This is a genomic window from Polyangium sp. y55x31, from assembly GCF_029946505.1.
Lineage (GTDB): Bacteria > Myxococcota_A > Polyangia > Polyangiales > Polyangiaceae > Polyangium.
Window position 1 is genome coordinate 24,151 of record NZ_JARZHG010000039.1, and the last position, 25,505, is coordinate 49,655.

The window sequence follows — 25,505 nt, forward strand, 5'->3', positions numbered from 1 at the left end:
CCATGCGCTCGAACCTTCGCGCCGCCGCGCTCCTCGCCTTCACCTTCGCCGCCGGTGCGCTCGCCGGCGCGCTCGTGATGCGCCGTGCGGACAAACCCGCCCCGTCTCCACGCCCCGAAGCCACGATCCCCGCGCGCGTCGCCCTCCCGCCCGAGCACCTCGGCGCGCTCTCGCTCTTCGTCCTCGCCGGCCAATCCAACATGTCGGGCCGTGCGCCCCTGCCAAACCCCCTCCCATCGGCCATTCCCGGCGTCTACGTCTTCGGCAATGACGGCCGCTGGCACGAGGGCCGCGAGCCCGTCGATTTCGCCGAGGGCCAGATTGACGACGTCTCCGCCGACCCCGGCGCGGGCGCCGGCCCCGCCGCGGCGTTCGCGGCCGCGCTCCGCGACAAACGCAAAGACCGCCCGATCGGCCTGATTCCGTGCGCGAAAGGTGGCTCATCCCTCGCGGAATGGCGCCGCCACCTCGGCGACCACACGCTGTACGGCTCGTGCCTGAAGCGCGCCCGCGCAGCGTCCACCGCGGGTACGATGGCTGGCGTCCTCTTCTTTCAGGGGGAAACGGACGCGATGGATCCCGCCCTCACGGCTGCGGACGCCCACCCCGACCCTACGAACTGGGCTGCTGCATTCGAATCGTTCGTGCGCGACCTCCGCCGCGACCTCGGCGCCCCCGATCTCCCCGTCGTCTTCGCCGAGCTCGGCCCGCAGCCCAAGGACGGCCGATTCCCCGCATGGGAGCGCGTCAAGGAGCAACAACGCGCCGTCACGATTCCCGGCGTCACGCGTATCCACACGGACGACCTGCCGCTCGGGGATGCCGTGCATTTCGGGATGGAAGGGTATGAGGCGATCGGGAAGCGGTTTGCCGAGGCGATGGATGGGCTCTTGCAGCGGTAGCGGGACAGGGGCTCGGTCCCAGAAATCGCATGTGGGGGACGGGACGTTGGCTGGAGCGCCAAAAACTAGCCCCCTCCCCGCGCCCCCGGCTACGCTCACCTGGCCCCTCCCTGGGCACGGGTGACCCATGGCCATTCAAATCGCTTCCGGCGCCACCGCGATGTGCAGCTTCGGCATGGCGCCCTCCTCGATCATGGTCCTGCCTGCGAACATGGTCAATGCGACCGCCTCCGCCGCGAACATCGCCGACATGGTGGCCGCGACCAATGTCCTGCCTTTCGGCGCTTGCACGTCGATGTCGAATCCCACGGTCGCCTCGGCCACGGCCGCCGCCCTGGGCGTCCTCACCCCCATGCCCTGCGTCCCCGTCCCCGCCGGCACGTGGATCCCCGGCAGCACCAAGGTCATGCTGAAGAGCCTGCCCACCCTCCACAACTCCTGCCAGCTCATGTGCTCGTATGGCGGCGTGATCCAGATCCTGAGCCCGGGCCAGTTCAAGGTCATGGCCGGCGGATGAGCTCCCCGTCCCCCGCGCCCCCGCCCGGGAACCTGCTCCTCGAATTCACCCGCACCGCGCAGGCCGACGAATCGTTTGTCTTGCCAGACGGCGAGGTCACGTACGTCCTGCGCACCGAGGGCGGCGGCGCCGAGACCGTCACGATCGACTGGACACCCGCGCTCTTCGCCGACCTCGACGCCGTCCGCCGCCCCGGCTGCGATCCGGCCATCGTCCAGCGCCTCGGCCGCGCCCTCCGGCGATTCCTCGCGCCCGCGGGCTGGGCACGCCACGAGGAGAGCATCCTCGACGCGTCCTCGCGCGGCGATCCGGTGCGGATCACCCTCCGCTCGAATGCCGCGGAGCTTTATGCTTTGCCCTGGGAGCTCTTGACGCTCAAATCGAGCGGCCAGCACCTCGGCGAGCTGCCCAATGTCCTCGTTCGTTATGCCTGGCCCGAGAGCACCACGCGCCCCGAGGATCCCTCGCCCATGCCCGAGGGCGGGCGAATCCTCTTCGGCTGGTCCGCCGCGGCCGGCGCCGTGCCCCTCGCCGAACAATCGAATGCCCTCCGCGCCGCCGCCGAGCGAGGACATCAGTCCTTCGATCCCTCCCGCGACGTGATCGACCACCTCTCGCTCGGCCGCCTCTCCCGCGCCCTCGAAAAGGCCGCCGCGTCGGGCGAAATCATCAATGTCCTGCACCTCCTCTGCCACGGCACCCAGGTCGGACAAACCCACGGCCTCGCCTGGGACGCCGACGACGGCAGCGGCGAGCGCGCCCTGCTCGACGCGGGCAAGCTCCGGCAGCTCCTCGCGCCCCACGCGGGCCGCATTCGCCTCGTCGTGCTCTCGGCCTGCGACAGCGGCAATCCCGGTCAGATCGGCAATCACCTCGGCAGCGTCGCCCAGAACCTCCACCAGGCGGGCATCCAGGCCGTCGTCGCCTCCCGCTTCCCCCTCTCCGTCGCCGGCTCCATTACCTTCACGGAAGTATTTTACGACAAACTCCTCGTCGAGCCCACGTCCGTCGAAGGCGCGCTCCTCGCGGCCCGGCAGCGCCTCCTCCGCGAGGGCGCAGGAAGGCTCGACTGGGCGAGCCTCACCCTGCACGCTCGCCCCGAGGACGAGGGCGATACCCGCCCGATCGCGTTTCGCCCTTATCGCGGCCTCCTCGCCTTCCACGCCGCCCATCGCCGCTTCTTTTTCGGCCGCGAAGCCGAAATCGAGGAGGCGCTCGCCGACCTCGCGGCCCTCGCCGCCTCGGGCAAACCTCGCTTTCTCGTGGTCGCGGGCGCCTCCGGCACCGGCAAATCCTCCATGGTCCTCGCCGGCGTCGTCCCGCGCCTGCTCGATCGCGGCGCCACGCGCGTCGACACAGCGGACGCCGACGACGTCAGGCGCACCATCGAGCGACTCGCGCAGCTCCTCGGCCGCAGGAGCCCGGGCGCCGCGGCGCAGCAGGCGCTCTCCGTGCTCCACCGCGAAATCACGGCGCTCGCCACGGCCGCGGGCGGCGCGTGGGAAGCCGTCGTCATGCGCCCCGGCGGCTCTCCGCTCGCCGCCCTCGAATCCGCGCTCGCGGCGCGCCGCGACAAGGACATTCCATTCCTCCTCGTCGTCGATCAATTCGAGGAGATCTTCACCCACGTGCAGGATCCGGCCGAGCGGCAGGCGTTCGTCGCCGAGCTCTGGAAGCGCTGCTCCGGCGAAGACAACATCCATTGCATCACCAGCATGCGCGTCGATTTCGTCGGCGAATGCGGGCAGATCGTGCTCGACGCGAGCACGGGCCTCAGGCTCGATCGCGTGGCCTACGACGAGGCGCACCGCGTCTTCGTCGCGCAGATGGGCCCGGCGCAGCTCCGCACCGTGATCGAGGAGCCCGCGCGCAAGGTCGGCCTCGCCCTCTCGCAGGGGCTCGCGGGCCGCATCATCGCCGAGGTCGGCGCCGAGCCCACGGCCTTGCCGCTCGTCGAATACGTCCTCGACCTCCTCTGGCAGAACCGACGAGGAAAGACCCTCGACGCGGCCCGGTACGAGGAGCTCGGCGGCGTGTTCGGCGCGCTCGAACGAATGGCGGATGCCGTCGTCGACGAGCTCGACGAGCCCTCGCAAAAGCTCGCCCGCCGCCTCTTCTCGCGCCTCACCCATTTCGGCGAGGGCGGCGCCTCGAACACGCGCCGCCGCGTCCCTTTGGCGCGCATCCTCCCCACGGATCCGGAGCGGCGCGCGCGCTTCGAGGCCTTGCTCGAGCGATTCGTCGCCGCGCGCCTCGTCTCGCGGCAGGACGAGGGCGGACGCATCGTGGTCGAGGTCGCGCACGAGGCCCTGCTCCGGCGGTGGAACCGCCTCGCGACCTGGCTCGCCGAGGATCGGGCGCGCGTCATCGAAATGGGCAAACTCGAACGCTGGGCCGCCGATTACAAGGCCCACGGCGCCCTCCTGCGCGGCGCCCAGCTCGGGTATGCCAAGCAAATTCGCGCGCAGGCCGAGGACGAGCTCGACGAAGACACGCGCGCCATGATCGAGGCGAGCGAGCATGCGGAGGAAACCGAGGCCGAAAAGGCCCGCGAAAAGCAGCGCGTGGAGCGGCGCAAGCTCGTCCTCGGCGCCGCGGGGGCGATTGCCGTGGCCGTCGCCATGACGCTCCTCGCGCTCCGCACGACCCGGGCCAAGGCCGAGGCCGACGCCTCGTGGAAGCAGGCGGTCGAGGATCGCGCCAAGGCCGAAGAAGCGCACAAGCAGGCCGACGCGGAGCGCGCCATCGCCGAGAAGCAATTGCGCATCGGCGGCGCCTTGAACCTCGTCGCGCGCCACCAGTACGCCGCGGCCGCATCCGTCATGTCGGACCGGAGCGGCCCGTTCCCCGAGCTCCGCACGGACTTCCGGCACCTCTCGCTCGCGCAGACCCTCCTCGCCCTGCCCATTCCGAAGGTCACGCTCTCCGGGCATTACGAAAAGTTGTGGCACGCCACCTGGTCCCCCGACGGCCGCCGCTTCGTCACGGCCTCCGAGGACGGAGCGGCCCACCTCTGGGACGGCAATGGCCGGGGCAAACCCATCGACCTGCCCCACGGCGCGCCCCTCTCGTCGGCGGTCTTCGACCGCGAGGGCCGCCGCGTGCTCACCGCCGCGTTGAATGGCATCGCGAAGATCTGGGACGTCTCCGGCCCGGAGCCGCTCGTCGTGGCCGAGCTCCGCGGCACCTCCCAATCCCTTTGCGCGGCCGTCTTCTCCCCCGACGGGACGCGCGTGGCCACGGCGACGAGCGAAGGCGCCATCGAGATGTGGGACCTCTCCCCGGTCACCGGCCCCGTCCTCGAAAAACGTTTTACCGGGCACGAGGACGTCGTCGCGGCCCTGGATTTTGATCCCGAGGGCAAACGCATCGTCAGCGCCTCGTGGGACCGCACGGCATGCCTCTGGGATGCCCGAAAAGGCACCCGCGCCTGCCTCGAAGGGCATACGGGCCCCCTCTCGTCGGCCGCGTTTTCCCCGGACGGCGAGGCGATCGTCACGGCCTCCTACGACGGCACCGCGCGCATCTGGGACGTCGAGACCCGCAAGACGACGGCCGTGCTGCGGGGCCACATGGGCCCGATCAACCTGGCGGTCTTTCATCCGAAGAGCGGCCGCGCCGTGGCCACGGCCGGCGACGACAACACCGTCCGCATCTGGGCGAAAAATGGCGAACAGCCCGGCACGTGCGAAGCCGAGTCGGCCTCGTACGTGGAAGTCGCGGTCCTGAATGGCCACGAGGCCGACGTCACCACGGTCGCCTTTTCGCCAGACGGCCATCGCCTCGTCACCGGGTCCTGGGACGAGACCGCGCGCATCTGGGACCTCGGACGCCTCCCGCGTCCCGTCCTCCCGCGGATCCTCGAGCATTACGTCACGTATGCGCTCGAAAGCCCCGCCCAGGACCGCGTGCTCCAGAACGCGCCCACGGGCGAGCTCGCCGTGTACGACGTGCACCCGAATGCCGAGTTTTACGACGGCATTCACCCGTTCGGCCTCCTCTCCCATGGAAAGCGGCGTATCCTGACGGCTGCGTGGCGCCCGGATGGCAAAAGCATCCTCACGGGCGACGAGGCGGGCAACATCGCCATCACGACCATCGGAGAGCGCCCCGCCTCCCGCGAGCGGCTCCCCCCGCTCCCCTCGCGGCTGCTCCCTCCACAACACCACGCGTCGATCCTCGCGCTCGCGTGGAACCAGAGCGGCGACCGATTCGTCAGCGTCGCGGGACAGGGTGCGCCGCTCGTATGGGACGCGGACAAACCCGAGCGCCCCCCGGTCCCGCTCCAGGTCTCCGCCGAGAAATGCGACAATCCCGGCGCCTCCACGTCGGGCAAGCACGTCTCCGCGAATGCGGGCGGCTTCACCTCCGTCGCGTGGAGCTTGCGCCCGGGCGCGCGGGAAATCGTCCTCGGCCGTGACGACGGCTGCGCCTGGTGGGTCGACCTCGACGGCCGGGACAAACCCAAGGTGCTCGGCCGCCATCACAGCACCATCACCGCCGTCGCCTTCTCCCCCGATGGCGAGCGTGTCGCGACGGCCTCGCAGGACCGGACCGTGCGCGTCTGGAAGCGCGACGGCACCTACGTCGAGCTCGTGCATCCCGCCCCGCTCCTCTCCGTCCTGTTCGACGCGCGCGGCGAGCGTGTCATCACGCGCGCCCGGGACAACACCGTCGACGTGTGGAAAGTGGACGGCTCCGGCCAGGTATTCGCCCTCGCGGGCTCCGCGTCCACCTTTCCCATTGCCGCATTCGACGTGAAGGGCAAAGGCATCCTCACCGTGGACGCGCGGGGCTTTCTCCAGCGCTGGGATGCGGAGCCCGACGCCATCATCGCGAGCCTCGACCGCGCCAATGACGACTGCGCCACCGCTGCGCTCCGCGAGCGCTACCTGGCCGAGGACAAGGCGGAGGCGGAAAAAGGCTGCCGCGCCTGCGCCGAGAAGCAGGGCCTCGATCCCGACAATTGCACGCGCGACGAGAAGACCGGCTCGCTCAGCTCCAAGAAATGATACCGTCCGTGTGAATCGAGGACGCCATGCCTGCGAATGCCCTCCACCTCCTCCTCAGCCATGACGACGACGGCAGCGCCTTTCTCGAAGGCGGCTTGCCGACGGACGCGGCCGCGGAGCACGAAGAGCGCCCCGAGGCGCGCCCCGGCCCGACGCACCTCTGGGACGAAGGCGACGACCCGGATGACCTCACGGCCCAGCGCTGGGGCGTGATCGCACCGGAAGGACAAACGGGCGATCGATTGCTGGAGCTCGTACGCCCCCTCCTCGAAGCGCGCCGCGCGGCCCAGGGAGGGCACGCGATCAAGATCTTCCGCGCGCCCGCGCGCCTCGACATGGCGGCCGCCGCGCGCTGGCGCAAGGACATCTTCGATCGGGGCGCCGACCTCGCCGTCGATTTGCCGCGTTATCAGCTCATCCTCGGCGATCTCGATCAGGTCCCCTTCGCGCTCCAGCAGGTCCAGCAATCGGACGGGTTCGTCGGACGGCTCGCTTTCCCGGACGAACGCGGCTACGAGGCCTATGTCCACAAAATCCTCGCCGCCGAGCGCGCGGCCGCGCTCGCTTCGCCCCCGCACGCCACGTTTTACACGGTGCACGACGGGACGGCGGCGACGGCGGCCACGTACCGCGCGCTCGTGCGTCCGGGCCTCGATCTCGTGCGCCAGCGCCTCGATGCCGGGCAATTCCCCGCGAGCACCCTCGAAGAGCGTGGGCGCATGGACGCGCCTTCCCCCGACGAGCTCCTCGAGGTCGCCTCGCGCCCCGATCCGGGCGTGCTTTTCAGCGTCAGCCACGGCGCGGGCGCCCCGCGCGAGGGCTGGAAGAGCTTCGCCGAACAACGCGCGCGCCAGGGGGCCATGCGATTCGGCCGCGAGGGCACGTTCGCCGCGAGCGACCTCGGCGAGCGCCCCTTCGCGCCGGGCGGCATCTGGTTCATGGTCGCCTGTTATGGCGGCGGCACGCCGGATCGGAGCGCTTATCGCCACTGGCTCGAACGATTGCAAAGGCTCGGCCATTACGGTGGCGAGGCCGAAGAGGTGCTCAAGGCTCTCCCTCGCAATGCGCCGCCCTTCGTCGCCTCGCTGCCCCGCGCCGCGCTGGCGAACCCGAATGGCCCCCTCGCATTCCTCGGGCACGTCGATCTCGCCTGGACCTACAGCTTCGAGGAGCGCGACGCGGGCACGCCGATCGCCCGCCCGGCGCGCTTCATGTCGGTCGTGCGTTCCCTCGTGCGCGGCGACCGCGTCGGCGTCGCGTTCCGCGAGCTCGTGCGATTCTTCGAACAGGCGAACACCGAGCTCACGAGCCTCTACGATCAGGAGGCGAGCGGCGGCCGGCGCGACGAGGTGCGGCTCGGGCACCTCTGGATGCTCCGGCAGGACCTCTCCGGCTACATCCTCCTCGGCGATCCCGCGGTGCGCCTGCGTGTCCCGAAGGCGCAGAAGAACCTTCCCGTCGAGGCGCCGGCCCCGACGGCGGCGACTCTTTTCGGGTTTGGCCAGGCACAAGCGCCCGCGCCTGCGCCTGCGCCTGCGCCCACGCAAACCCCCGCCCCTGCACCGTTGCCGATCGCGCAGGTCGAACCCGTGGCGCTCCCCATGGAGCTCGAGCGCCTCGAAGAGGCCTTCGGCCACATGCTCGTGGGCGAGCGCGGGCACAAGGAGATCGCCAAGGAATACGGCATCGAGCTCGGCGAGCTGCGCAAGCTCTTCGACCGGTACAAGAAGGGCGGGCGCGGATCGCTCGGGCACGGCTGAGCCGAGCAGTTGGCCGTGATTCGCGACATGCCATAGGCTCGGAGCGTCGCCTCACGCCTCGAGATCCACATGCCCGACGATCGTTCGCGCGCCCCTCGCCCCCCGCACCCCGCGACCGCGCACCGCCCCGGCGCAGCGCAGCCGAAGCCGATGGCCACGCCGCGCCCGCCGCATGCGGCGACCTTGCCCGGCGATCGAGCCGCGCAACCCAAGACGGCGAGCCCGCCGCGCGCGCCCCATCCGGCGACGGTCCCGAAGCCCAGCGCGGCGCAGCCGAAATCGGCCACGTCGAAGCCCGCGACGTCCCCCCGTCAGCCCCATCCGGCGACGTTGTCGAAACACGCCGCGCAGCCGAAAATGGCGTCCCCGCGACGCCTGCCGCACCCGGCCACGACCCTTCAGGCGAAGGCTGCGAGCGGACCGACGAGAACGGTGCAACGAATTGCGGAGTTCCGCGGGCGGCTGCAGATCACGCGTCTCGGCGACGGCGACATGGAAGACGTGAAGGAGCTCGTCCTCCGCGCGCTCGACGACGAGCTCAGCGAGATCGACGAGATCGACGGACAGGACCGAAAGATCGCCTTCCTGTCGAACTACGCCGAGAGGCACGGCTACGACGTCCGCGAAGACTTGCTCGCAGATGCGCTCGAAGAGCTCCTGATCGAAGCGGAGAACGAGGACCAATCCGCGGGCGTCGTCAGCTTCAGGGACACGGACGGCGAGACGGTCTGGTTCGAGCAACACCAGGGCAAGCACGTCGGCGGTGGCTTTTATGGCTACAAGGGGAGGAAGGGCACGGTCTTCAAGGGAGTGAAGGCGTCGGACCTCAGCGCCCTGGAGGACATCTGGAACGCGGCGAAGGATTTCGGACTCCAGAAAGAAGAGAATCCCGACGACGCCATCGTCACGACGAGCTCGAAGACGGACACGAACGACGCGTGCGATTATGTCCGCATCCAGTACTCGTGGAATGGAGCCTCGTGGTCGATGCACATGTATCCCACGACGACCGACGACAACGAGCTGAACATCGGTTACGTTCGAATCTAGTGCGCCCATCCCCGCGAAGCCTCGCCGTCTCCATGGCCGCGCTCCTCGCGCTCGCCGCCCCCGCGCGCGCGGACGACATCGCCCTGCCCCGGTTCCAGCCCGCCTTCGCCGGTGATCGCATGCTCGGCGTGCAGTCCCCCTATGCCGCCGGGGACTTCACCTTCCACGGCATGCTGCTCGTCGATTACGCTCGCAATCCGTACGTCCTCAAGACGACGGACGGCGTCACGGCGTCGGAGATCGTGGGCCGGCAGCTCTTCCTCCACGCGAACGCCACCTATTCGATGTGGAATCGCCTCTCGGTGAACCTCGACGTGCCCGCCGCGCTCTTGCAGACGGGCGACGCCGACACGTCGCCGACCACCGCCGATTTCGGCGACATCCGCCTCGGCGCCCGCGTGAGCATCTACGGCGGGTACGAGGATCCCTTGCAGATCGGCATCGGCGGCTATTTCTGGATCCCCACCGGCACGGGCGCGTACGTCACCGATAGTTATGTGCGTGGCCTGCCGCAGCTCCTCCTCGGTGGACAGCTCGGGGACCGCTGGGTCTGGTCCTTCGCCGTGGGCCCCGAGATCCGCGACAAACGCGCGACGGAGGACGGCGTCGTGATGGGCACGGCCATCACCGGCGGGGCCGGCATCGCGATCCTCCTCGGGGAGGACCGCGCCCTGCAAATCGGCTCGGAGCTCGACATCTCGCAAGTGCTCCTCGACGCGAGCAGCCAGAATCGGAACATCGAGCTCGCGCTCCAGGGCCGATACCGGTTCCTCGACGACTTCGAGGCGGGCATGGGCATCGGCGCCGGCCTGAGCGAGGGCATCGGCACGCCTCTGTTCCGCGTGGTCGCGATGGTCGCCTACTCCCCCTTCCTCTCGGAGCGCCTGCGGGACAGCGACGGAGACGGGATCTTGAACGATCGGGACGCCTGCCCCGAGGTCCGCGGCGATCGCAGCGTGTACGCCGTCGAGAATGGGTGCCCGTCCGTGTACCGCAAGCGCGCGAACGACGCCGACGGCGACGACGTCATCGACGATCAGGACGCCTGCCCGCGGGTCTACGGCATTCCCCAGAGCGACGAGACCCGCAATGGTTGCCCGCTCGACGACGAGGAGGAGGCGGCGCTGCTCGAACAGTACCGGGACAATCGGCCCGATTCGAAGGGCGACACCGACGGCGACGGCCTCGGCGACGACGTGGACGCTTGCCCCGAGGAGAAAGGCGCGCCGAGCGACACGGCCGCGAAAAACGGCTGCCCCGAGGCCGTGCGGGTCACGGACGGCGAGATCGTCCTCTTGCGTGATCTCCTCTTCGACACGGGCCGGGCCACCCTGCGCGCCTCGTCCCGGCAGATGCTCGAAGAGGTCGCCGAGGTGCTGCTCCAGCACCCCGAGATCACGAAAATCGAGGTGCAGGGCCACACCGACAATCGAGGCACTCTACCTCGAAACGACGCGCTCGCCCTGCAGCGGGCCCAGGCCGTGCGGGACCTGCTCGTGCGCCGCAGCATCGACCCGAAGCGCATCGTCATCAAGGCGTTCGGCCCGAACGCCCCGGTCGCGACGAACACGACGCCGGAGGGGAGGCAACGCAACCGACGCGCGACGTTCGTCATCCTGGAGAGAAAGCCGTCGCCCGCGCCTCCTTCTCCTTCCCCTTCCGGCGTCACGCCGGCGCCGTAGGAAGCCACTGCGCTGGGGCGCTGCCCCAGCAAAGCGGCTTCGAGATGAAACCAATGCTCAGCCCCAGGGTGGATCCGGCCGAGGCCGATGGGCGTACCCTCGGAATGAGTACGCCCATTTTCAGCCGCTTTCACTTCACCCACCTCCTCTTGCTCGCGGCCACCTGCGCGGGCGCGACCGCGTGCCTCTCCGCCGGGGACGAAGGCGACGTGCGAATCGGCGACGCCCCTGCGGGCGACATCCAGGGCATCACGATCGTGCCCACGAACCCCACGTCGCCGCCCCCTCCACCTCCACCTCCGCCGCCCCCGTGCGTCACGAACGTGAATTCGAATCCGGCCTTCGCCTGCCTCACCGCGGCCTGGATCTACGGCCCGGGTGTGGGGCTCGAATCCATGCTGAGCTCGGCCACCGGATGCGGCTGCGAGGCCGAGGTCGTCACGACCGGCGTGGTGCCCGCCGCGTGCAACGTGCAACGCGTCGCCGTGAGCTGCAGCAGCGGCACGCCTCCGTTCAATGCCGTCTCGCCCATTCCTCCGGGCGAATATCCGTGTGAAGGCCTCACGAACGACGACGGAACCCCGAAGGTCGTCGAAGTCAACACGAACGAGCTCCCATTCATGGGCATCCACATCGATCCGGACAACAACGGCCAGCTCTGCGACGTCACCCTCGATCCCTTCGTGGGGCCCATCGACCGCGAGATCAAGGAAAAGTGCTCCAGTTGCCACACGGACAACGAGCCCAATTGGTGGCCCGAGGTGGCCGACACGGTGGAAATCGAGCTCCACGAATAAATGAGGCGCTCGCCTCCTTCAGGCGACGCGCCGACGCCGCCGGCGCACGCACGCCCCGGCAAGGACCAGCCCGAGGAACCAGCCGCCCTCGCCCGCCTCCGAGGCTGGGCCGCCCGCGCTGCGGCACGCGCATCCGCCGCCGCTCGAAATCGACCCCTGATCGGGACACACCGTGCCGCTCAGCGGGTAATCGCAGATGCCCGTCAGCGGGTTGCAGACGCCGTCGCCGTGGCAATCGTCGGGCGGCGGCAGGCATTCCACGAGCTCGGAGCCCGTGCACGCGCCTGCCTGGCACGTATCCATCCTCGTGCATGCATTCTCGTCGTCGCAAGCCGTGCCGTCCTCGGCCGCGGTGAACGAGCATTCTCCCGTCGCCGGATCACACGTCCCTTCGCCGGTCTGGCAGGCGCCCGGGGCCGGACAGACCACCGGCGATCCGCCCGTGCACACGCCGTCCTTGCAGAGATCGAGCGTGGTGCACGCGTCGCCGTCGTCGCAGACGAGCCCATTCGGCTGATTCGGATGGACGCACGCGCCGGTCGCCGGATCACAGGCGCCGTCCTCGTGGCACGCGTCGGGCGCCGGGCACGCTTTCGTGGTGCCGCCCGTGCAGACACCCGCCTTGCAGGCGTCCGCGTCGGTGCACGGATTGCCGTCGTCGCAGGCGATGCCGTCGGGCAACGTGCCGTTGCATTCGCCCGTCGCGGGGTCGCAGATGCCCGCGACGTGGCATGCGTCGGCCGCCGGACAGGACTTCTGCGCCCCCGCGCAGGTCCCCGCCTGGCAGGCGTCGTTCTCCGTGCAAGGATCGCCGTCGTCGCACGTGTAGCCGTCCGGCAGCGTCCCCGTGCATGCGCCCGTGAGCGGATCACACACGCCCGCGATGTGGCATTGGTCCGGCGCCGGGCAGCTCTTTTGCGTGCCGGCGCAGGTGCCTTGCGCGCAAGCGTCGTTCTGCGTGCAGGGATTGCCGTCGTCGCAGGGGACGCCGTCGTCCTTGTCGACGTACGTGCAGAGGCCCGTCTGCGCGTTGCACGAGACCGACTTCTGGCAGGCGTTCGGCGGCGGGCACATGACCGGGTTCGCCCCGACGCACGTTCCCCCCTGGCAAGCGTCCGCCTGGGTGCAGGCATTGCCATCGCTGCACGGCGTGCCGTTCGGCAGCGCGGGCGTCGAGCACGCGCCGGTCTGCGGATTGCAGGCGCCCGCGGCGTGGCAATCGTCGATCGGCTGGCACGTGAGGAATGGGCCCGCCGTGCAGATGCCGCCCTGGCAGGCGTCGTTCTGCGTGCAGAGGTTTCCGTCATTGCACGGCGCCCCGTTCGGCTTCACGGGATTTGAACACACGCCCGTCAGCGGATTGCATACCCCCACGTCGTGGCATGCATCCTGCGCCTGGCAGGTCATGGGGTTGCCCAAACAAGCCCCGGCCTGGCAAGAATCGGCCAGCGTGCAGGCGTCGTTGTCGTTGCAGGGCGTCCCGTTCGCCTTGATCGGCGTGGAGCACTGGCCCGTCTGCGGGTTGCACGTCCCGGCATCGTGACAGGCATCGAGGGGCACACAAACCACCGGCGCGCTGCCGGTACACACGCCGCCCTGGCACGAATCCGCCTGCGTGCAGGCATTGTTGTCGCTGCAGGCGGCGCCGTTTGGCTTCGGCGGGTTCGTGCACATCCCCGTGGCGGGATTGCACACGCCGGGATCGCTGCACGGCCCTTGCGCCTGGCAGGCGAGCGGCTGGCCGCCGACGCAGATCCCATTCTGGCACGAATCGTTCATCGTGCAGAGGTTGCTATCGTTGCAGGGCGCGCCGCTCGGCTTGATCGGGTTCGAGCACTGGCCCGTCTGCGGGTTGCAGACGCCGGGGTCGTGGCATGCATCGCTCGGCGGACACGGTACGGGCGGGCCGCCCATGCACGCGCCGTTCAAGCAGATGTCGTTCTGCGTGCAGACGTTGTTGTCGTTGCAGGGCGTGCCGTTGAACTTGGGCGGGTTCGAGCACTGGCCCGTCTGCGGATCGCAGACCCCTGCGTTGTGGCATTGATCGAGCGGCATGCAGGTGACCGCTGGCATCCCTTGACAAACGCCGTTCTTGCAGGCGTCGTTCGCCGTGCACGCATTGCCGTCGTCACAGGTCGAGTCGTCCGGATCATTTTGCGCGGCGCAAGCGCCGGAGGCGTCACACACGCCCGACTTGCAGACGCCTGGGTCCGGACAGTCCACGGTACCGACGCAGATCCCCTCCACGCACGTATCCGCGGTGGTGCAACTCGCGCCGTCGTCACACGGGGCGTCCGACACGGGTACATTGAAGCACCCAAAGTCCCCGAAGCAAAGGTCCTGGGTGCACGGGTCATCGTCATTGCAATCGAACGGGTTACATACCTCCGGCGAGGAGGGTTCCCCCGGACGATCGCCTGCCGGCACATCTCCCTTCGAGGCCCCGGCCCGCGGCGCCTCTTTGGCCCAGCGAATCCCCGCGAGCGCCGCCTCGCCCCCCGCATCCACGCCGAGCGCCACACGCGCCTCGTCCACCCAAAGCCGCGCCGTCACCTCGCGCCCATTCGCCGCGTGGGCCTCGGGTGTCGTCACCCGCACGCGCACCACGCCGCGCTCGTCCACGAGCACGACCGCTCCCCCGTCCTGCCGCGGCGTCGCCCCCTCCACGTCCCACGTCGCCACGACGCGCTCCTCCGCGACCCCGGGCCCGAGGAGCAGCCACGCCTCGATTCCTCCGGTCGCGGCCGTCCAGAACGACGAACCCCCCTCGCGCCCGTACACGACCGCGCCCTCGGCTTTCGCCCCCGCGCCGCGCATCCCGGGCGAGCGCACGCGGATCTCCGCGCCGTCCGGCAAGACGAGCACGACCGCCCCGTCGCCCTCGCGTGGCAGGCGCGCCCCGAGCCCCTCCGATTGTGATTGGAAGACAAACGATTCGTCTCCCACGACGAACGCCTCTTCGCCCGCAAGCACGCGCGGCGCCTCCCCGGGGAAGCGGGTCCGAAGCTCCACGATCGCCGCCGGCTCGGCCTCGCCGCAGCCAAGGCACCCCTGCGCCACGGCGCCGAGGAGGACGAGAGGAACGAGGATCGCGAGATGCCTACCGAGAGGACGAATCTGCATACGAGCTCCGAGCGTCGAGGCCGTCGGCCGGCTCGGAAGAATCTCAAAGAATCGCGACCACGTCCATCGATTCGCGGGGTCGTGCTGCGTGCGTCAGGGCGCGCCCGGCACGCACGTCTCGCCGGACTTGCTGACGCGGCACAACCTGCTCCGCTCGATGCGCACCTCGATCTTCTCCGGCGGCGGTGACGACAGGAGCACCCGCCACGCGTCGCGGTCCGGCCGTTCGAGGAGCGCGTAAATCGCGAGCGTCCCCTTCTCCGGCACCGGCAGCTTGATCACCTTCGTCTGCCCGGGCAGCACCACCACCGATTTCTGCACCGACTCGTCGGGCGTGGTCACCCGTGCCGCGACGGACTCGTACGACTCCGCGCCGAACGTCTTTTCGTCGATGGCGCGGGCGAGCACGTACACCGAGCGCGCGCCATTCGCGTCGGCCGCCGGGCGGAGCACGAGCTCCACCTGGGAAGCATTCGACGACGCGCAGCCGGCCCCGAGCGCCGAGGCGAGAAGCGCGGTCAGGCCGCAGAGGGAGGCGTGACCTCGCACGAGCGCAGTATCAACGAGGCGTCGAGGCTTGTCCACTTAGCGTCGTGGAGGGCGGCGGCCGCGACGGGCAACGATACCCGCGGTTCGGCGGCGGGAGCAGCACGTCCCACGGATCCGAGCCGAGATCGAAGGCCACACGCGCGCCGAGCATCCACGACACCGTCGACCCTCGCCACGCCGGCGCCTCGCAAACGAGCCGGAGCGTCTGCCACGCGTCGCCCGTCCCCTCCTCGGACCGCGACGTCTTGCCGCCGCTCGAAAGGTCGGTGAGCTCCGCGCTCACGATCGCCGGCGTCGACGTCGACCAGGGCACGGGCAGCGATTTCCACGCCGGCGCCTGATTGAACCCCGCGACCGTCGTCTCCCCCGCGCTGAGCGAGGACATCGTCACGGCCACGCGATCATCGCGCTCCACCTTCGGCAGCGCATGCGGCCGCACCGAAAGCGCGATCGCCTTGGGTTTGCCCGCCTCGTCCCAGAGCAGGCTCGAAAGATCATCGAACCAGCCGCCGACCTCGAGCGCCTCTTTCGGGAGCACGACGGCGCGATAATCGAGCGGCCGCTTCGCCACCCACGCCCCGCCGTCGCTCCGCCGCGCGGCCGGCGCCACGCCGTCGTTGAAGGCGAGGCGCATCGTGCCCTTCACGCCGAAGACCGAATCGACCTCGCTCGGCGGCGCCTCGACCTTCGCCGTCGGCATGAATGGAAACCGCGCCCAGAGCGGCTCGCCGAGCGGACGAATCTCGCTCTTGTAGATCTTCTCGACGGCCTTCTCGACGTTCGTCAGGGCGTACTCGTAGACCTGGTTCACCGGCAGAAGGAAAGGCCTCCGCATGTCCCCGCCGGGAATCCGCGCCGCGTCGAGCCACGCTTTGACCTGCGGCATCGGGTGCTTCGGGTCGGGGTCGAGCAGGGACAAACCGAGCTTCCCCACGAGCGGCAAACGATCCCCGAGCGGCGCGCCCGCCGCCTGGAGCGGCCCGTCCTCCAGCGAGGCGATGAGCGGGGTCAGGATCGCGTAATACTTGTCGAGATTGACGGGTTTGCCCTTCTCGGGCTGGAGCGCCACGATCGGATCGAACGAGCGGAGCGCATTGCGCAAGATGGCGAGGTTCGGATCACTCCCCGGATCGACCGCCGCATTCTCCGCCACCGTGGTCCAGAACTGACCGAACCACGAGCTCGGCGTGGCCATGTCCTGCAGATCGGTCCGGAGCGACGCGAGCGAGCCCGCCGAGAAGCCGAAGCCCTGCACGTAGGAAAACAGCGCGTTCTGGTAGGCCGTCGCGTACTGGTCCATCCCGTCGCGCACGAGCCGCGCGAGCTCGTCGCGCTCCGTCTGCTGCACGCACGCCCCCGTGAGCGCGGTGTCGAGCTTCGTGAACGCGGGCACGAGCTCGTCATTGACGGCCCGCACCGTGTAGAGCCCGGGCAAGGGCCGGCTCGGGCCGCGCCCCGGCATGTCGCTCGCGCCCACCGCGGGGAACGTCTGGTTTGGCCCGAAGAACGGCGAGCGCTGCTTGGCGCGGACATCGTCCACGAACGCCTTCACGTACGCCGACGACTTGCTCGACGCGACGAGCCGATCCCAGTCCTCCGCGCGATAGACGCGGTTCTTGTCGATCGGATACGTCTCCTTCGAGGCCGCATCCCCCGCGGGGCATTTCATCCCCTCGAGATCACCCACGATCTGCCGCAGCGTCCGGTTCTCCGCGCTCGGCACCTCGACCTTCGAGCCGTCGACCTCGCCGAGCAGCCCTTCGAGCTCCTTGCTCTTCTGCTGTGCCCAGTCCGGGATTTGATGGCTCCCTCCGGGGCCGAGCAGTTTGTCCGCATCCTCCGGGCTCTCCGTGCGGAGCAGGGATTCGAGCTCCTTCTGCGAGGGAGCGTCATCCACGCCGCGCAGCGCATCCGAGAGCCTGCGCGCGCTCTCCGAGAGCGCGCCGATCTCGCCCGGCGGGACCGCGCCCTTCTTCAACGACTCGTCGAGCGAACCCAGAAACCCTTCCCAGTCGCCCCGCGGAATGCCCTGGTCGAGCCCCTCGATCGCCCCTCGCCACGGCGAATACGAGAACGTCACGTAATCGCCGACCACGCTCTCCGGCACCTCGAGCACCCGCGCGAACGTCTCCTTGTCGCGCAGCGCGAGCTCGCCGAGATCGTTCTCCTCCGAGGCCCGGAGCAGCGCCACCGCATAAAGCCGCACCGGCAGCGAGGACGCCCTCGCCGCCGGCAGGAGATACACGTCGCGGATCTGCCGCAGGAACTGCTCGCGTTCGCCGCCTCCGTCGCGTTCGGTCCGCGGCCGGTCGATCTCCTCTTTTGCGTTCGGATACGCGAATCGCAAAGGCCACCAGCGTGGCCGGAGCGCCGCTCGCAGCGCCTTCGCGGCTTTCCCTTCGGCCCGATCGATCTCCACGTTGCGCGGCGGGCGCAGCGTGGAAAACCCCGCGACCTGCGCGGACACGGCCTTCACGTCCTGCCAGTGCCACAGATACAGCCCGCCGATGAGCCCCGCAATGGCGGCCCCGACGACCAGCGCTCCCAGCGTCCGCCGCTGCTCGTGCGCATTGAAATCGGATTGCACCGCCTGCGCGTCGAGGCCGAGCGGCTCGCCCACCATCCCCGCGTCCGCGCCCTCGGGCAAACCCGAAACCACGATCCCGTCGAGCGCGGGCGTCGCGACCTGCGTCGCATTCCCCACGAATGCATCGAGGAACGGCTCGAGCGCCGCGAACACGCTGCCCCCGCCGCCCGCGAGCAGCTTCGTCACCGCCGCCGTCTGCGCGGCCGGCAGTGTTTTGATCGCCGAGGACAAACAAGGGTCGAGCGGCGCGAGCAGCCCTTCGAGGTCCGCCGCGCGCCGGCCCGCGGGCTTCAAGGTCTGCGTCGCGTGGCCCTCGTCCTCGGCCACGCGCGCGAGCGGGACGAACCCTTCGAGGCGCTCGTCGAGGTGTGAAAGGACGACGCGCACCCGCGGCGCGCGCCCGCGCCGGAGCGACGTGAGACGATCGACCACGTCCCGCCCGAGCGCGCCGAGGCGCCGGAGGCCCGCGGGCGTGAACGAAGGCGCGCGCGCGTCGATCACGAACAGCACGACCGGCACCCGGAGCGCGATGGGCTTCCAGAGATCGGCGAGCGAAGAGCGCGCCTCGGGCCGCGTGTCTTCGAGCAGCTCGCCGCTGATCTCCTGCACGAGCGCGTGCTGGCCCGCGAACATCGAGAGCCGCGCATCCGACGTATCACTCGGCGCGACCTGCGAGGCCGAACCCGAGCGCGCGAGCCCCGTCTGGATCACGCTCGTCTTCCCGGCCCGACGCTCCCCGAGCACGACGACGATCGGCGCGCCCTGCACGCTCTCCGGCAGGCGGCGCACGAATTCGTCCCACGTCCGGCCGAGCGAACGCGGCGAGGGCGCCTTGGGCGCCTCCTCGCCGGACTTCTTACGAGACCGTACGAACAAATAAATGCCGAGGACGAGCAGCAAGACCCCCACGAGGGCGATCGCGGCGATCACCCAGGGGTTCAAGGACGCGACTTGCGTTGCGGCCTGCTGCATCGCGCGCGCCTCCTCGCCGCCCTACCCCCCCGCCGCGGGCGCACGTCGCCCGGCGAAGAGAAAGGCCTCGAGTAGCTCCTCCACCCGATCGAAAGCGAGCGCGAGCGCCTTCGGATCCCGCGCCTCGGGCGGCAACGCGAGAGCCTCGCGGATGGGCTTCACGAACGGCGCGAGCACGTGCGGAGGCACGACGCCCGCGGCGCCCGCCTCGACGGCCGCGAGCAGGGCCGCCGCGTCCGGCGGAGGCGGCGAGCGGGGCGCGGCGTCGACCTCGATCCGGGGAGGCGGTGGGGGCGCGGACGGACGCCGCCCACTCGCTCGCCATCGTGCGAGCAGCGAGGACTGCGTATCGCTCTCCTTGCCTCCGGCCGCCATTCCCTCGGCACTTCACCACAGAAGGCTGACGAGGGCAAAAACCGCGTGAAAACCTGCCGCGACGCCCAGGGCGAGGAGGGCGTACCGCAGCGCAGGCCGGGCCCGAACCGTGGGGGCCGCCGTCGTCTTCTGCGCGGCCTCGCTCCGCGGCAGGCACCGCGCGAGCTTCTCCTTCCAGGCGCGGATCTCCTGGGGCTCGTCGAAATGACGGCCCACGAAACCACACTCCAGGCAATGCAGGTACGTCGCGACCACGAGCGGCTCGGGCTTGCTCTCGGGCGTGAGGAGCGCCGCGCGTTCGTAAAACTCGTCGCCGCCGTCGGTCTCGCCGAGCAGGTCCCATTGAAGGAGCGGCCACGGCGGGCTCTCGGGATCACCCTCGCGCGCGAGCCGCGTCTGCACGCGTTCGTCGAGGAAAACGACGAGCGGGACGAGGACGCCCTCCATGGTGCTTGGCGAGACCATCTTGTCGAGCTTCGTGTCGAGGTCGTCGAGCCTCTTCCGGAGCTTCGCCCGGAGCGCCTCGACGTCACGTGTCCTGTTGTTTCGCACGGCCGTGTCGAGGATCCGCCCGGTATCCTCGATGCAGGCGACGATCTCCGCGAATGCGCGGGTATCGAGCGTGCCCGTCGCGCTCATGGCTTCGTCCCTCCGGACAGCGCGCGCTGGCCCGCCATCGGGCGCGTCGTGATCTCCACGTCCACGGGCTCCTCCGTCCACGCGTCGAGCAGCGCGGCGATCTGCGCCGAGAGCCGACGCACGAGCGGCGCCTCCTCGGGGCTCCTTTGCCGCACCGCGAGCCGATACACGCGACGAATGCCTCCCGCGCGCCGTGCCGGATCCGGCGCCTCGCGAGAATCGAGCTCGTCGACGAGCGTGGCAAACCCTCGATACGCCCCGTCCCCGCTCGCGCCGAGGATCTCCAGCATCCCCACGAGGTCCCGCCGCCCGAGCGCCGGCCGCATGCGGAGTGAAAGCACGTCGAGGCACCGCGCCGCATCCCGCGCGAGCGGGCTCTCCGCGGGCGCGCGCATGCTGCCGACGAGCCGGAACGAGACGCCCGGCAAATGCCGCGTCTGCAAGCCGAGCGCGAGCTTGCCCGGCGACGCCGACCAGAGCACCGGCTGCGAAAAACGGGCCTCGGCGAGCACCTTGCAGGGCTGCTCGAAGGCGCCGTCGATCGAGAGCTTGAGCTCCGTCACCCCGTCGCCTTCTTCGATCTCGTACGTATCGCCGTCCTGCGCGAGCGCCGCCGGCAAAATCGGTACGAGGCCACGATCCGTGGCCTTGTAGACCCCGCGCACCCCCGCGGGCTCGACGCCTTCGAGCAGCGGCGAGGGCGAACGCACGGGCGCCGTCGTGCGCGTGCCGTCCCAGAGGATCGGCTCGGCGAAATCGACCCACGCGTTCTCCACGGGCACGACGTGCAAGCGGAACGTATCGTTCGAGACCGACAAAGTCGTGGGGAACTCCTCGTCGAGCTCCAGGAAGAGGTCGAGCGTGTCCCACGGGGCGCGGGTCTGCGGCACCTCGACCTGCACGAAAAGCTCCTGCTCGGGCAGGTGGAAAAACGAGCGAATGCGGGCCAGCGAGCCGCGGTCGTCGCCGTCTTCGAGGGCGCTCGCGCGCGGGGCGCCGAAGGAGACGCGGCAGGTGATCTCGGGCCCGTCCGAGCCGGCGACGGCAAAGGCGCGCGTGAGGTGGCGGGAGAGCGCATCGTGCAGCGCGAGGGAGGCGCGATAATCGTCGAGGCGCCGCACGTAAAACGAGAGCGTGGCCGCGTTTTTCCAGGAGCGCCGGGCGCGGAGGCGGATCCGCACGAACAGCCGCCGGTTCTGCTCGACGAGCCGCGCGCCCGCGACGTCGATCGGCAGGATCGCGAGCGGTCGCATCATCGCAAAAAGCCCGACCTTGCCCTCGGTCGACATCGCGCGGAAAAGCGTGCCTCGCGGCAGGACCGCGGGCTCGACGCGCTCCTCGCCGACCACGCATTCGACCATCATTGACGCGGGCGCCGGCACGAGCAGCTCGTCGAGCGTGCCGGCGGCGATTCGACGGACGGCCGCGGCCGTCGCGCGCTGGGCGGCGGCGCGTGTCCTCGCCGAAAAAAACGCCTGTGCTTCGAGGATCCGGCGCACGTCGGGATCTTCGGCCCCGAGCGAGAGCGCGCCCTCGGCCTCGCGGCGCGCGGCGAACGCGTCGAGCGCGGAGAGCTCCTCCAGGAAGAGCGAATTCAAGGTCTCGACCTCTGCCATCGTCCCCTCCTATCCGAGATTCACCAGGTTTCCCTGCACGTTCGTCATGGCGCCCTTGAGGGTCGCGATTCCGGACGATTCGAGGTTCATCGTGCCATCGGCCTTGGCCTCGATCATCGCGCCCTTGGCCGAGATCTGGCTCGTCCCTTCGAGCGTGAGCGTCGCCGACGTGGACAACGTCGCGCCCGCGCTCTCGAGCGTCAACGTATTCGAGCTCGCGCCCGTGAGCCCCACCTTCGACGTCCCCTCGACGGTGACGTTCTGCGCCCCCGAGATCGACACATTCGCGTCCGAGGCGATCGTCGCGTCCTTCGTGCTTTGCACGGAAAACGTGTCCTGGCTCGTCCAGCTCGACGCCTTCGTGGAGGTCATGGTGATCGTCTCGTCGGCCGTGACCTCGAATTGCTTGCAGGCGATCGCGATCTTCTCCGACGTCTGCGTGATCGTGCTCGTCGCCGAATCGCCGGCGACCTTGATCTCGATCTTCGTCCCGTCCATCACGATGGTCTGCGTGATGCTGGCGTCGGCGTTGACCACGGTCACGGTGATCCCCGCGGTCTTGTCCATCTCGATGGTGCAGACCAGCGGCATGACCGATTACCCTCCCGTCTCCTCGACCTTGAGGGTCATCTTGCCCTCCTCCAGCCGGAGAAGCACGGTGTCCTTGTCGTTCGTGCGCAAGACACGCAGGACCGGCTTTTCGTCCTGGTAATCGTGGAGCACGGAGGTGTTGTTCGTCGAGGTTTTCCCGAGGAAGAGGTGCTGCCCCTGCCCGTCCTTGGCCACGCGCGCCTCGGCGCGCCAATCGAGCATCCGGATGACCGTGGCCTTGCTGAAATCGAGGGCCACGAGCACGCGCTGATTCTTGTAGAGCGGCAGATACAGGTTCCCCGCCCCGCTCTCCGGCTCGTACGGCGCGGTGATCTCCTTGTTCTCGAAGAGCGGGATCTTGACCGTGTATTGATCGATCGACGTATCCTCGTCCGTCGCGAAATCGTACGTGATGTCCGTATCTTCCCCGACGGCGCTCACCACCTTGCCTTCGAGGTGACCGGGGAAGCGCGGATCGACGGTGGACGGCAGGCGAACACGCGCCTCGCTCTTCTCTTCGAGGCGAGCCGTGCATTCGACGGAAAAACTCGCCGCGGTGTCGCCGTAGGTCGGCTCGGACCCGTCATCGAGGGCGCGCGCTTCGAGCGAAAGAAAGAACACGCGGAACGATTCGGTCGCCGCGATCAGGTTCGAGCTGTGTCCGCCCTTCGTGGAGATGTCGAGCAAGCTGCCCGGCGAGACGGCCACCGTGGGAAAACGTCGAAACGAAAGCTCGACTTCGCGCTTGGGCAGGAGGGGCCGCGCGGTCTCCAGGGTGACGCGATCGTCGACGTCTTGCGCGATCGGCGTGCGAAGGAGCGTGTCGCGATACATGCCCGTGGCGGCATTCGTGTTGTCGACGAGCTCGGTCGCCGTGCTCTCCGTGTACGAGTTCAGGACGCGCGGCTTGTAACGCGGGACCTCGGGGAAAAACGAGGTCATGGAGGAGAGATCGTCGAGCAAAAGCTCCGAAGCCTCCCCGCTCGTATCCTTTGCTCCCTTGATCGAATACGTGCCCTCGGCGTGGTCGTACGTGAAGACGCCGTTCCGGTGGCGCACGTACCAGATCACGAGATCGTAAAAGCTCGATCGCGCGGCCGGATCGAGGTGGAAAAAGATCTGCGACGCCGTCGTGGTGATGACGTCCCAATCGTAGGTCAGGCTGATCTTGTCGCCCTTGTGGGCCTCGATCACGTCCTTGAACGTCGTCTCGGTATAAAGCGCGCAGGGAAAATGCTGCCGCCAGAGCGCCTGCGCCGGGTCCACGAACGTCACGCGGTAGCGCCGGACGAGCACCGCCGGCTCGTCCATCACCCGCTGCATCGTCTCCTCGCGCACCGACTTTTCGAGCACGAGGCCACTCGTCGTGATCTCCGCGTCGTCCGCCTCGGTGTCCGTTTCGAGGTGCCCCGGCTTGATCGAAAGCGAGACCTCGCCGAGATCGGCCTTCACGAAATCCGCGAGCAGGTCGTCGGTGTATTTCCCGCCCCACGACGAGTCGTCCTGCATGACGAACTCGACGGAGCCCGAGACGCCCCACGCTTCCATGCGCAAGGAAAAACCCCGCACGTTGCCGCCCGGGATCGTGTGCTCCGTCCCCCCGACCGTGAGCGCCAGCGTGATTTCGAGTTTTTCCTTCAAGGCCCGCCTCCGCAGGACGAGCCTACCCGCGGCGCACGGAGACGTTCCGGAAGACGCTGTGCATGAACACGTGATACGTCACCGGCTGTCCGCCCACGAGCCCCGTGAGCGTGAATCGCACCCAGAGGCCCTGGTCGCGGCCGATCAGGGTGAGCTTCGGTTCGCGCAGCCGCGGCTCGTAGGCCCGCACGACCCCGAGCATCTCGGCGCAGAGCTCGTCGAGCAAGGGCTTCGTCGCGAAATGGCCGTCGTACCGGCCGAGCCCGTACACCTCGACGGCCGAGGCATAACCGCCCTTCGCGTTGAGCGACACCTCGAGGTTGCGCGCGATGCTCTCCAGACGGGGTTCGTGATCGCCCCTGAGCTTGCCGAAGAACGACAACGACGGCCTCCTCCGCGGTCCCTTCTATCACGACCGCCTCCAGGAGAGCAGCACCTGCAAGCCCTCGAGCTCTTTGGGCATCAAGAAACAGATCGCCCGCTCCCGGAGCACGGCCCCCCACTCGCGCGCGTCGTCGCCCGCCGACGAGCCCGCCCCCACGATCCGATAAAAATCCACCGGCCCGCCGAACCGATGCCGGAATGGCGGGTTCGGCGAATACACGAGGCGCATGCCGCGGAGCGCGTGCTCGCGCACGAGGCGGAGCCGCCCCGGGCTCGAGAGCACCGTCCCTTCGAGCGGCAGTTTGTCCGCGGTCCGATTCTTGAGGACCACCACGTAAAGCTCGGTCGCGCCGAGGGCCTCGGGCGGGAGATCCCCCGCGACGAGGCGCCCATTCTCGGAGACGAACGAAATCGCAGGCTCCTCGGGCGTGGGCACGCGGGCGCGCGACGAGATCTCGTCGAGCACGACGCCGAAAATGCGGGCGAGATCGTGGTGGTCGTAAGGAGGCGCCGAGAAGGGCGCGGCCCGCTCGTCGAGCAGGCCGAGCTCGAGCGCGAAATTACGCAGCGCCGAATAGACCGGATACGGGTGCAGGTGGACGCCGCGGTCCATGTCGTCGAGCAGCCCGCTGAGCTTGCGGGCCTCGACGCGCACGCGAAAGAGCGGCGCCGCCGAATCCCCGCGCGCCACGGCCTCCAGCGCGAGATCGTCGAGCGCGCCTTCGATCTCGGCGAGCTCGCCGCGCAGGCGCGTGAGGCGCGGCGCGAGGTACGGCGTGGGGCCGATCCGCACGAGCGGCGGGATGAAATCGGTCGAGAGGCGGAATTGCCCCCCGGTCGTGACCTCGAATTGGCCGAGCTCCGCCCGGCCGATGCTGCCTTCGATGCTCGCCTCGGCCGAGAGCACGACGCGGAGCAAGACGCGCGGGATTTCCTTGGGCGAGGGCGGTTCGAGCGCCCCCTCCGCGTTCGCCTCGTCGTCCGGAGGCAATACGTGGGCGAACACCTCGACGCGGCGCCGCCCGGCGGCCTTGAGATCGAGCGGCGCGCTGAGGCGGGCATTGCCGGGCACATCCACGAGCGCCCCGTCCGGCAGGACGGCCGTGAGGCCCGACACCCAGAGCACGCCATTCTTGGGATCGTCGCCGTTCCATTCGAGCCGCGCGATCCCGGTGAGGGGCAAACCGATGTGGCTCGCCCTGAGCGCGGCTTCGGCCGAAAGCGCTTCCTCGAGGCCGAGGAAATGCTCGGGGAGCAGGACCTGCCCGATCCGCCATTTCGGCCGTGCCAGCGCCGTCACGGTTCGTC

General features: G+C 69.4%; 17 protein-coding genes. 7 read left to right on the plus strand and 10 right to left on the minus strand.

Annotated features, from left to right (window positions below; translation table 11 throughout):
• The first annotated feature begins 2 nt into the window (after positions 1–2).
• The 7 genes from QHF84_RS40805 to QHF84_RS40835 all read left to right on the plus strand — a co-directional run bounded on the left by QHF84_RS40805 (position 3) and on the right by QHF84_RS40835 (position 11,720).
• Complete coding sequence (locus QHF84_RS40805; RefSeq protein WP_281318991.1) at positions 3–902, plus strand: sialate O-acetylesterase; 900 nt, start codon at positions 3–5, stop codon at positions 900–902.
• Positions 903–1,029: 127 nt separating this feature from the next.
• A complete protein-coding gene (locus tag QHF84_RS40810; RefSeq protein WP_281318992.1) occupies positions 1,030–1,419 on the plus strand; it encodes a DUF4280 domain-containing protein in 390 nt (129 codons plus the stop codon).
• Positions 1,416–6,431, plus strand: a complete 5,016-nt coding sequence (locus tag QHF84_RS40815) for a CHAT domain-containing protein (RefSeq protein WP_281318993.1) — start codon at positions 1,416–1,418, stop codon at positions 6,429–6,431. Before QHF84_RS40810 ends, QHF84_RS40815 begins: the two co-directional genes overlap by 4 nt.
• A gap of 26 nt (positions 6,432–6,457) precedes the next feature.
• Complete coding sequence (locus tag QHF84_RS40820) at positions 6,458–8,191, plus strand: hypothetical protein (RefSeq protein WP_281318994.1); 1,734 nt, start codon at positions 6,458–6,460, stop codon at positions 8,189–8,191.
• Between the two features lie 69 nt (positions 8,192–8,260).
• Positions 8,261–9,241 carry a hypothetical protein gene (locus tag QHF84_RS40825; protein ID WP_281318995.1) on the plus strand — a complete coding sequence of 327 codons (981 nt, stop codon included), beginning with the start codon at positions 8,261–8,263 and terminating at the stop codon, positions 9,239–9,241.
• A 32-nt stretch (positions 9,242–9,273) separates the two neighbouring features.
• On the plus strand, positions 9,274–10,923 hold the full coding sequence (locus tag QHF84_RS40830) for an OmpA family protein (RefSeq protein WP_281318996.1): 1,650 nt from the start codon (positions 9,274–9,276) through the stop codon (positions 10,921–10,923).
• Between the two features lie 104 nt (positions 10,924–11,027).
• Positions 11,028–11,720 (plus strand): hypothetical protein, encoded by a 693-nt coding sequence (locus tag QHF84_RS40835; RefSeq protein WP_281318997.1) that lies wholly within the window; start codon positions 11,028–11,030, stop codon positions 11,718–11,720.
• A gap of 18 nt (positions 11,721–11,738) precedes the next feature.
• On the opposite strand, the gene QHF84_RS40840 is transcribed toward QHF84_RS40835, so the two are convergent.
• The 10 genes from QHF84_RS40840 to tssK form a co-directional block, all read right to left on the minus strand.
• Positions 11,739–14,843 carry an MYXO-CTERM sorting domain-containing protein gene (locus QHF84_RS40840; protein ID WP_281318998.1) on the minus strand — a complete coding sequence of 1,035 codons (3,105 nt, stop codon included), beginning with the start codon at positions 14,841–14,843 and terminating at the stop codon, positions 11,739–11,741.
• Positions 14,844–14,936: 93 nt separating this feature from the next.
• Positions 14,937–15,392, minus strand: a complete 456-nt coding sequence (locus QHF84_RS40845) for a type VI secretion lipoprotein TssJ (RefSeq protein ID WP_281318999.1) — start codon at positions 15,390–15,392, stop codon at positions 14,937–14,939.
• Between the two features lie 10 nt (positions 15,393–15,402).
• Positions 15,403–18,951 carry a hypothetical protein gene (locus tag QHF84_RS40850; RefSeq protein WP_281319000.1) on the minus strand — a complete coding sequence of 1,183 codons (3,549 nt, stop codon included), beginning with the start codon at positions 18,949–18,951 and terminating at the stop codon, positions 15,403–15,405.
• 21 nt (positions 18,952–18,972) lie between these two features.
• A complete protein-coding gene (locus QHF84_RS40855; RefSeq protein ID WP_281319001.1) occupies positions 18,973–19,326 on the minus strand; it encodes a hypothetical protein in 354 nt (117 codons plus the stop codon).
• 12 nt (positions 19,327–19,338) lie between these two features.
• Positions 19,339–19,965 carry a DotU family type IV/VI secretion system protein gene (locus tag QHF84_RS40860; RefSeq protein ID WP_281319002.1) on the minus strand — a complete coding sequence of 209 codons (627 nt, stop codon included), beginning with the start codon at positions 19,963–19,965 and terminating at the stop codon, positions 19,339–19,341.
• Positions 19,962–21,581 (minus strand): type VI secretion system baseplate subunit TssF, encoded by a 1,620-nt coding sequence (locus tag QHF84_RS40865; protein WP_281319003.1) that lies wholly within the window; start codon positions 21,579–21,581, stop codon positions 19,962–19,964. Before QHF84_RS40865 ends, QHF84_RS40860 begins: the two co-directional genes overlap by 4 nt.
• A 9-nt stretch (positions 21,582–21,590) precedes the next feature.
• On the minus strand, positions 21,591–22,172 hold the full coding sequence (locus QHF84_RS40870) for a hypothetical protein (RefSeq protein ID WP_281319004.1): 582 nt from the start codon (positions 22,170–22,172) through the stop codon (positions 21,591–21,593).
• Positions 22,173–22,178: 6 nt separating this feature from the next.
• On the minus strand, positions 22,179–23,813 hold the full coding sequence (locus QHF84_RS40875) for a hypothetical protein (RefSeq protein ID WP_281319005.1): 1,635 nt from the start codon (positions 23,811–23,813) through the stop codon (positions 22,179–22,181).
• Between the two features lie 22 nt (positions 23,814–23,835).
• Entirely contained in the window at positions 23,836–24,195 is a 360-nt protein-coding gene (locus tag QHF84_RS40880) for a GPW/gp25 family protein (RefSeq protein ID WP_281319006.1), read from the minus strand.
• A gap of 27 nt (positions 24,196–24,222) precedes the next feature.
• Positions 24,223–25,497 carry a type VI secretion system baseplate subunit TssK gene (gene tssK / locus QHF84_RS40885; protein WP_281319007.1) on the minus strand — a complete coding sequence of 425 codons (1,275 nt, stop codon included), beginning with the start codon at positions 25,495–25,497 and terminating at the stop codon, positions 24,223–24,225.
• Between the last annotated feature and the right edge of the window lie 8 nt (positions 25,498–25,505).

Coding starts and splice junctions, on each gene's coding strand:
- QHF84_RS40870 (WP_281319004.1), bottom strand. CDS start 22,172: ATGCCGCTGGTCTGCACCATCGAGATGGACAAGACCGCGGGGATCACC.
- QHF84_RS40855 (WP_281319001.1), bottom strand. CDS start 19,326: ATGGCGGCCGGAGGCAAGGAGAGCGATACGCAGTCCTCGCTGCTCGCA.
- QHF84_RS40840 (WP_281318998.1), bottom strand. CDS start 14,843: ATGCAGATTCGTCCTCTCGGTAGGCATCTCGCGATCCTCGTTCCTCTC.
- QHF84_RS40805 (WP_281318991.1), top strand. CDS start 3: ATGCGCTCGAACCTTCGCGCCGCCGCGCTCCTCGCCTTCACCTTCGCC.
- QHF84_RS40815 (WP_281318993.1), top strand. CDS start 1,416: ATGAGCTCCCCGTCCCCCGCGCCCCCGCCCGGGAACCTGCTCCTCGAA.
- QHF84_RS40850 (WP_281319000.1), bottom strand. CDS start 18,951: ATGCAGCAGGCCGCAACGCAAGTCGCGTCCTTGAACCCCTGGGTGATC.
- QHF84_RS40835 (WP_281318997.1), top strand. CDS start 11,028: ATGAGTACGCCCATTTTCAGCCGCTTTCACTTCACCCACCTCCTCTTG.
- QHF84_RS40830 (WP_281318996.1), top strand. CDS start 9,274: ATGGCCGCGCTCCTCGCGCTCGCCGCCCCCGCGCGCGCGGACGACATC.
- QHF84_RS40825 (WP_281318995.1), top strand. CDS start 8,261: ATGCCCGACGATCGTTCGCGCGCCCCTCGCCCCCCGCACCCCGCGACC.
- QHF84_RS40865 (WP_281319003.1), bottom strand. CDS start 21,581: ATGGCAGAGGTCGAGACCTTGAATTCGCTCTTCCTGGAGGAGCTCTCC.
- QHF84_RS40860 (WP_281319002.1), bottom strand. CDS start 19,965: ATGAGCGCGACGGGCACGCTCGATACCCGCGCATTCGCGGAGATCGTC.
- QHF84_RS40820 (WP_281318994.1), top strand. CDS start 6,458: ATGCCTGCGAATGCCCTCCACCTCCTCCTCAGCCATGACGACGACGGC.
- QHF84_RS40810 (WP_281318992.1), top strand. CDS start 1,030: ATGGCCATTCAAATCGCTTCCGGCGCCACCGCGATGTGCAGCTTCGGC.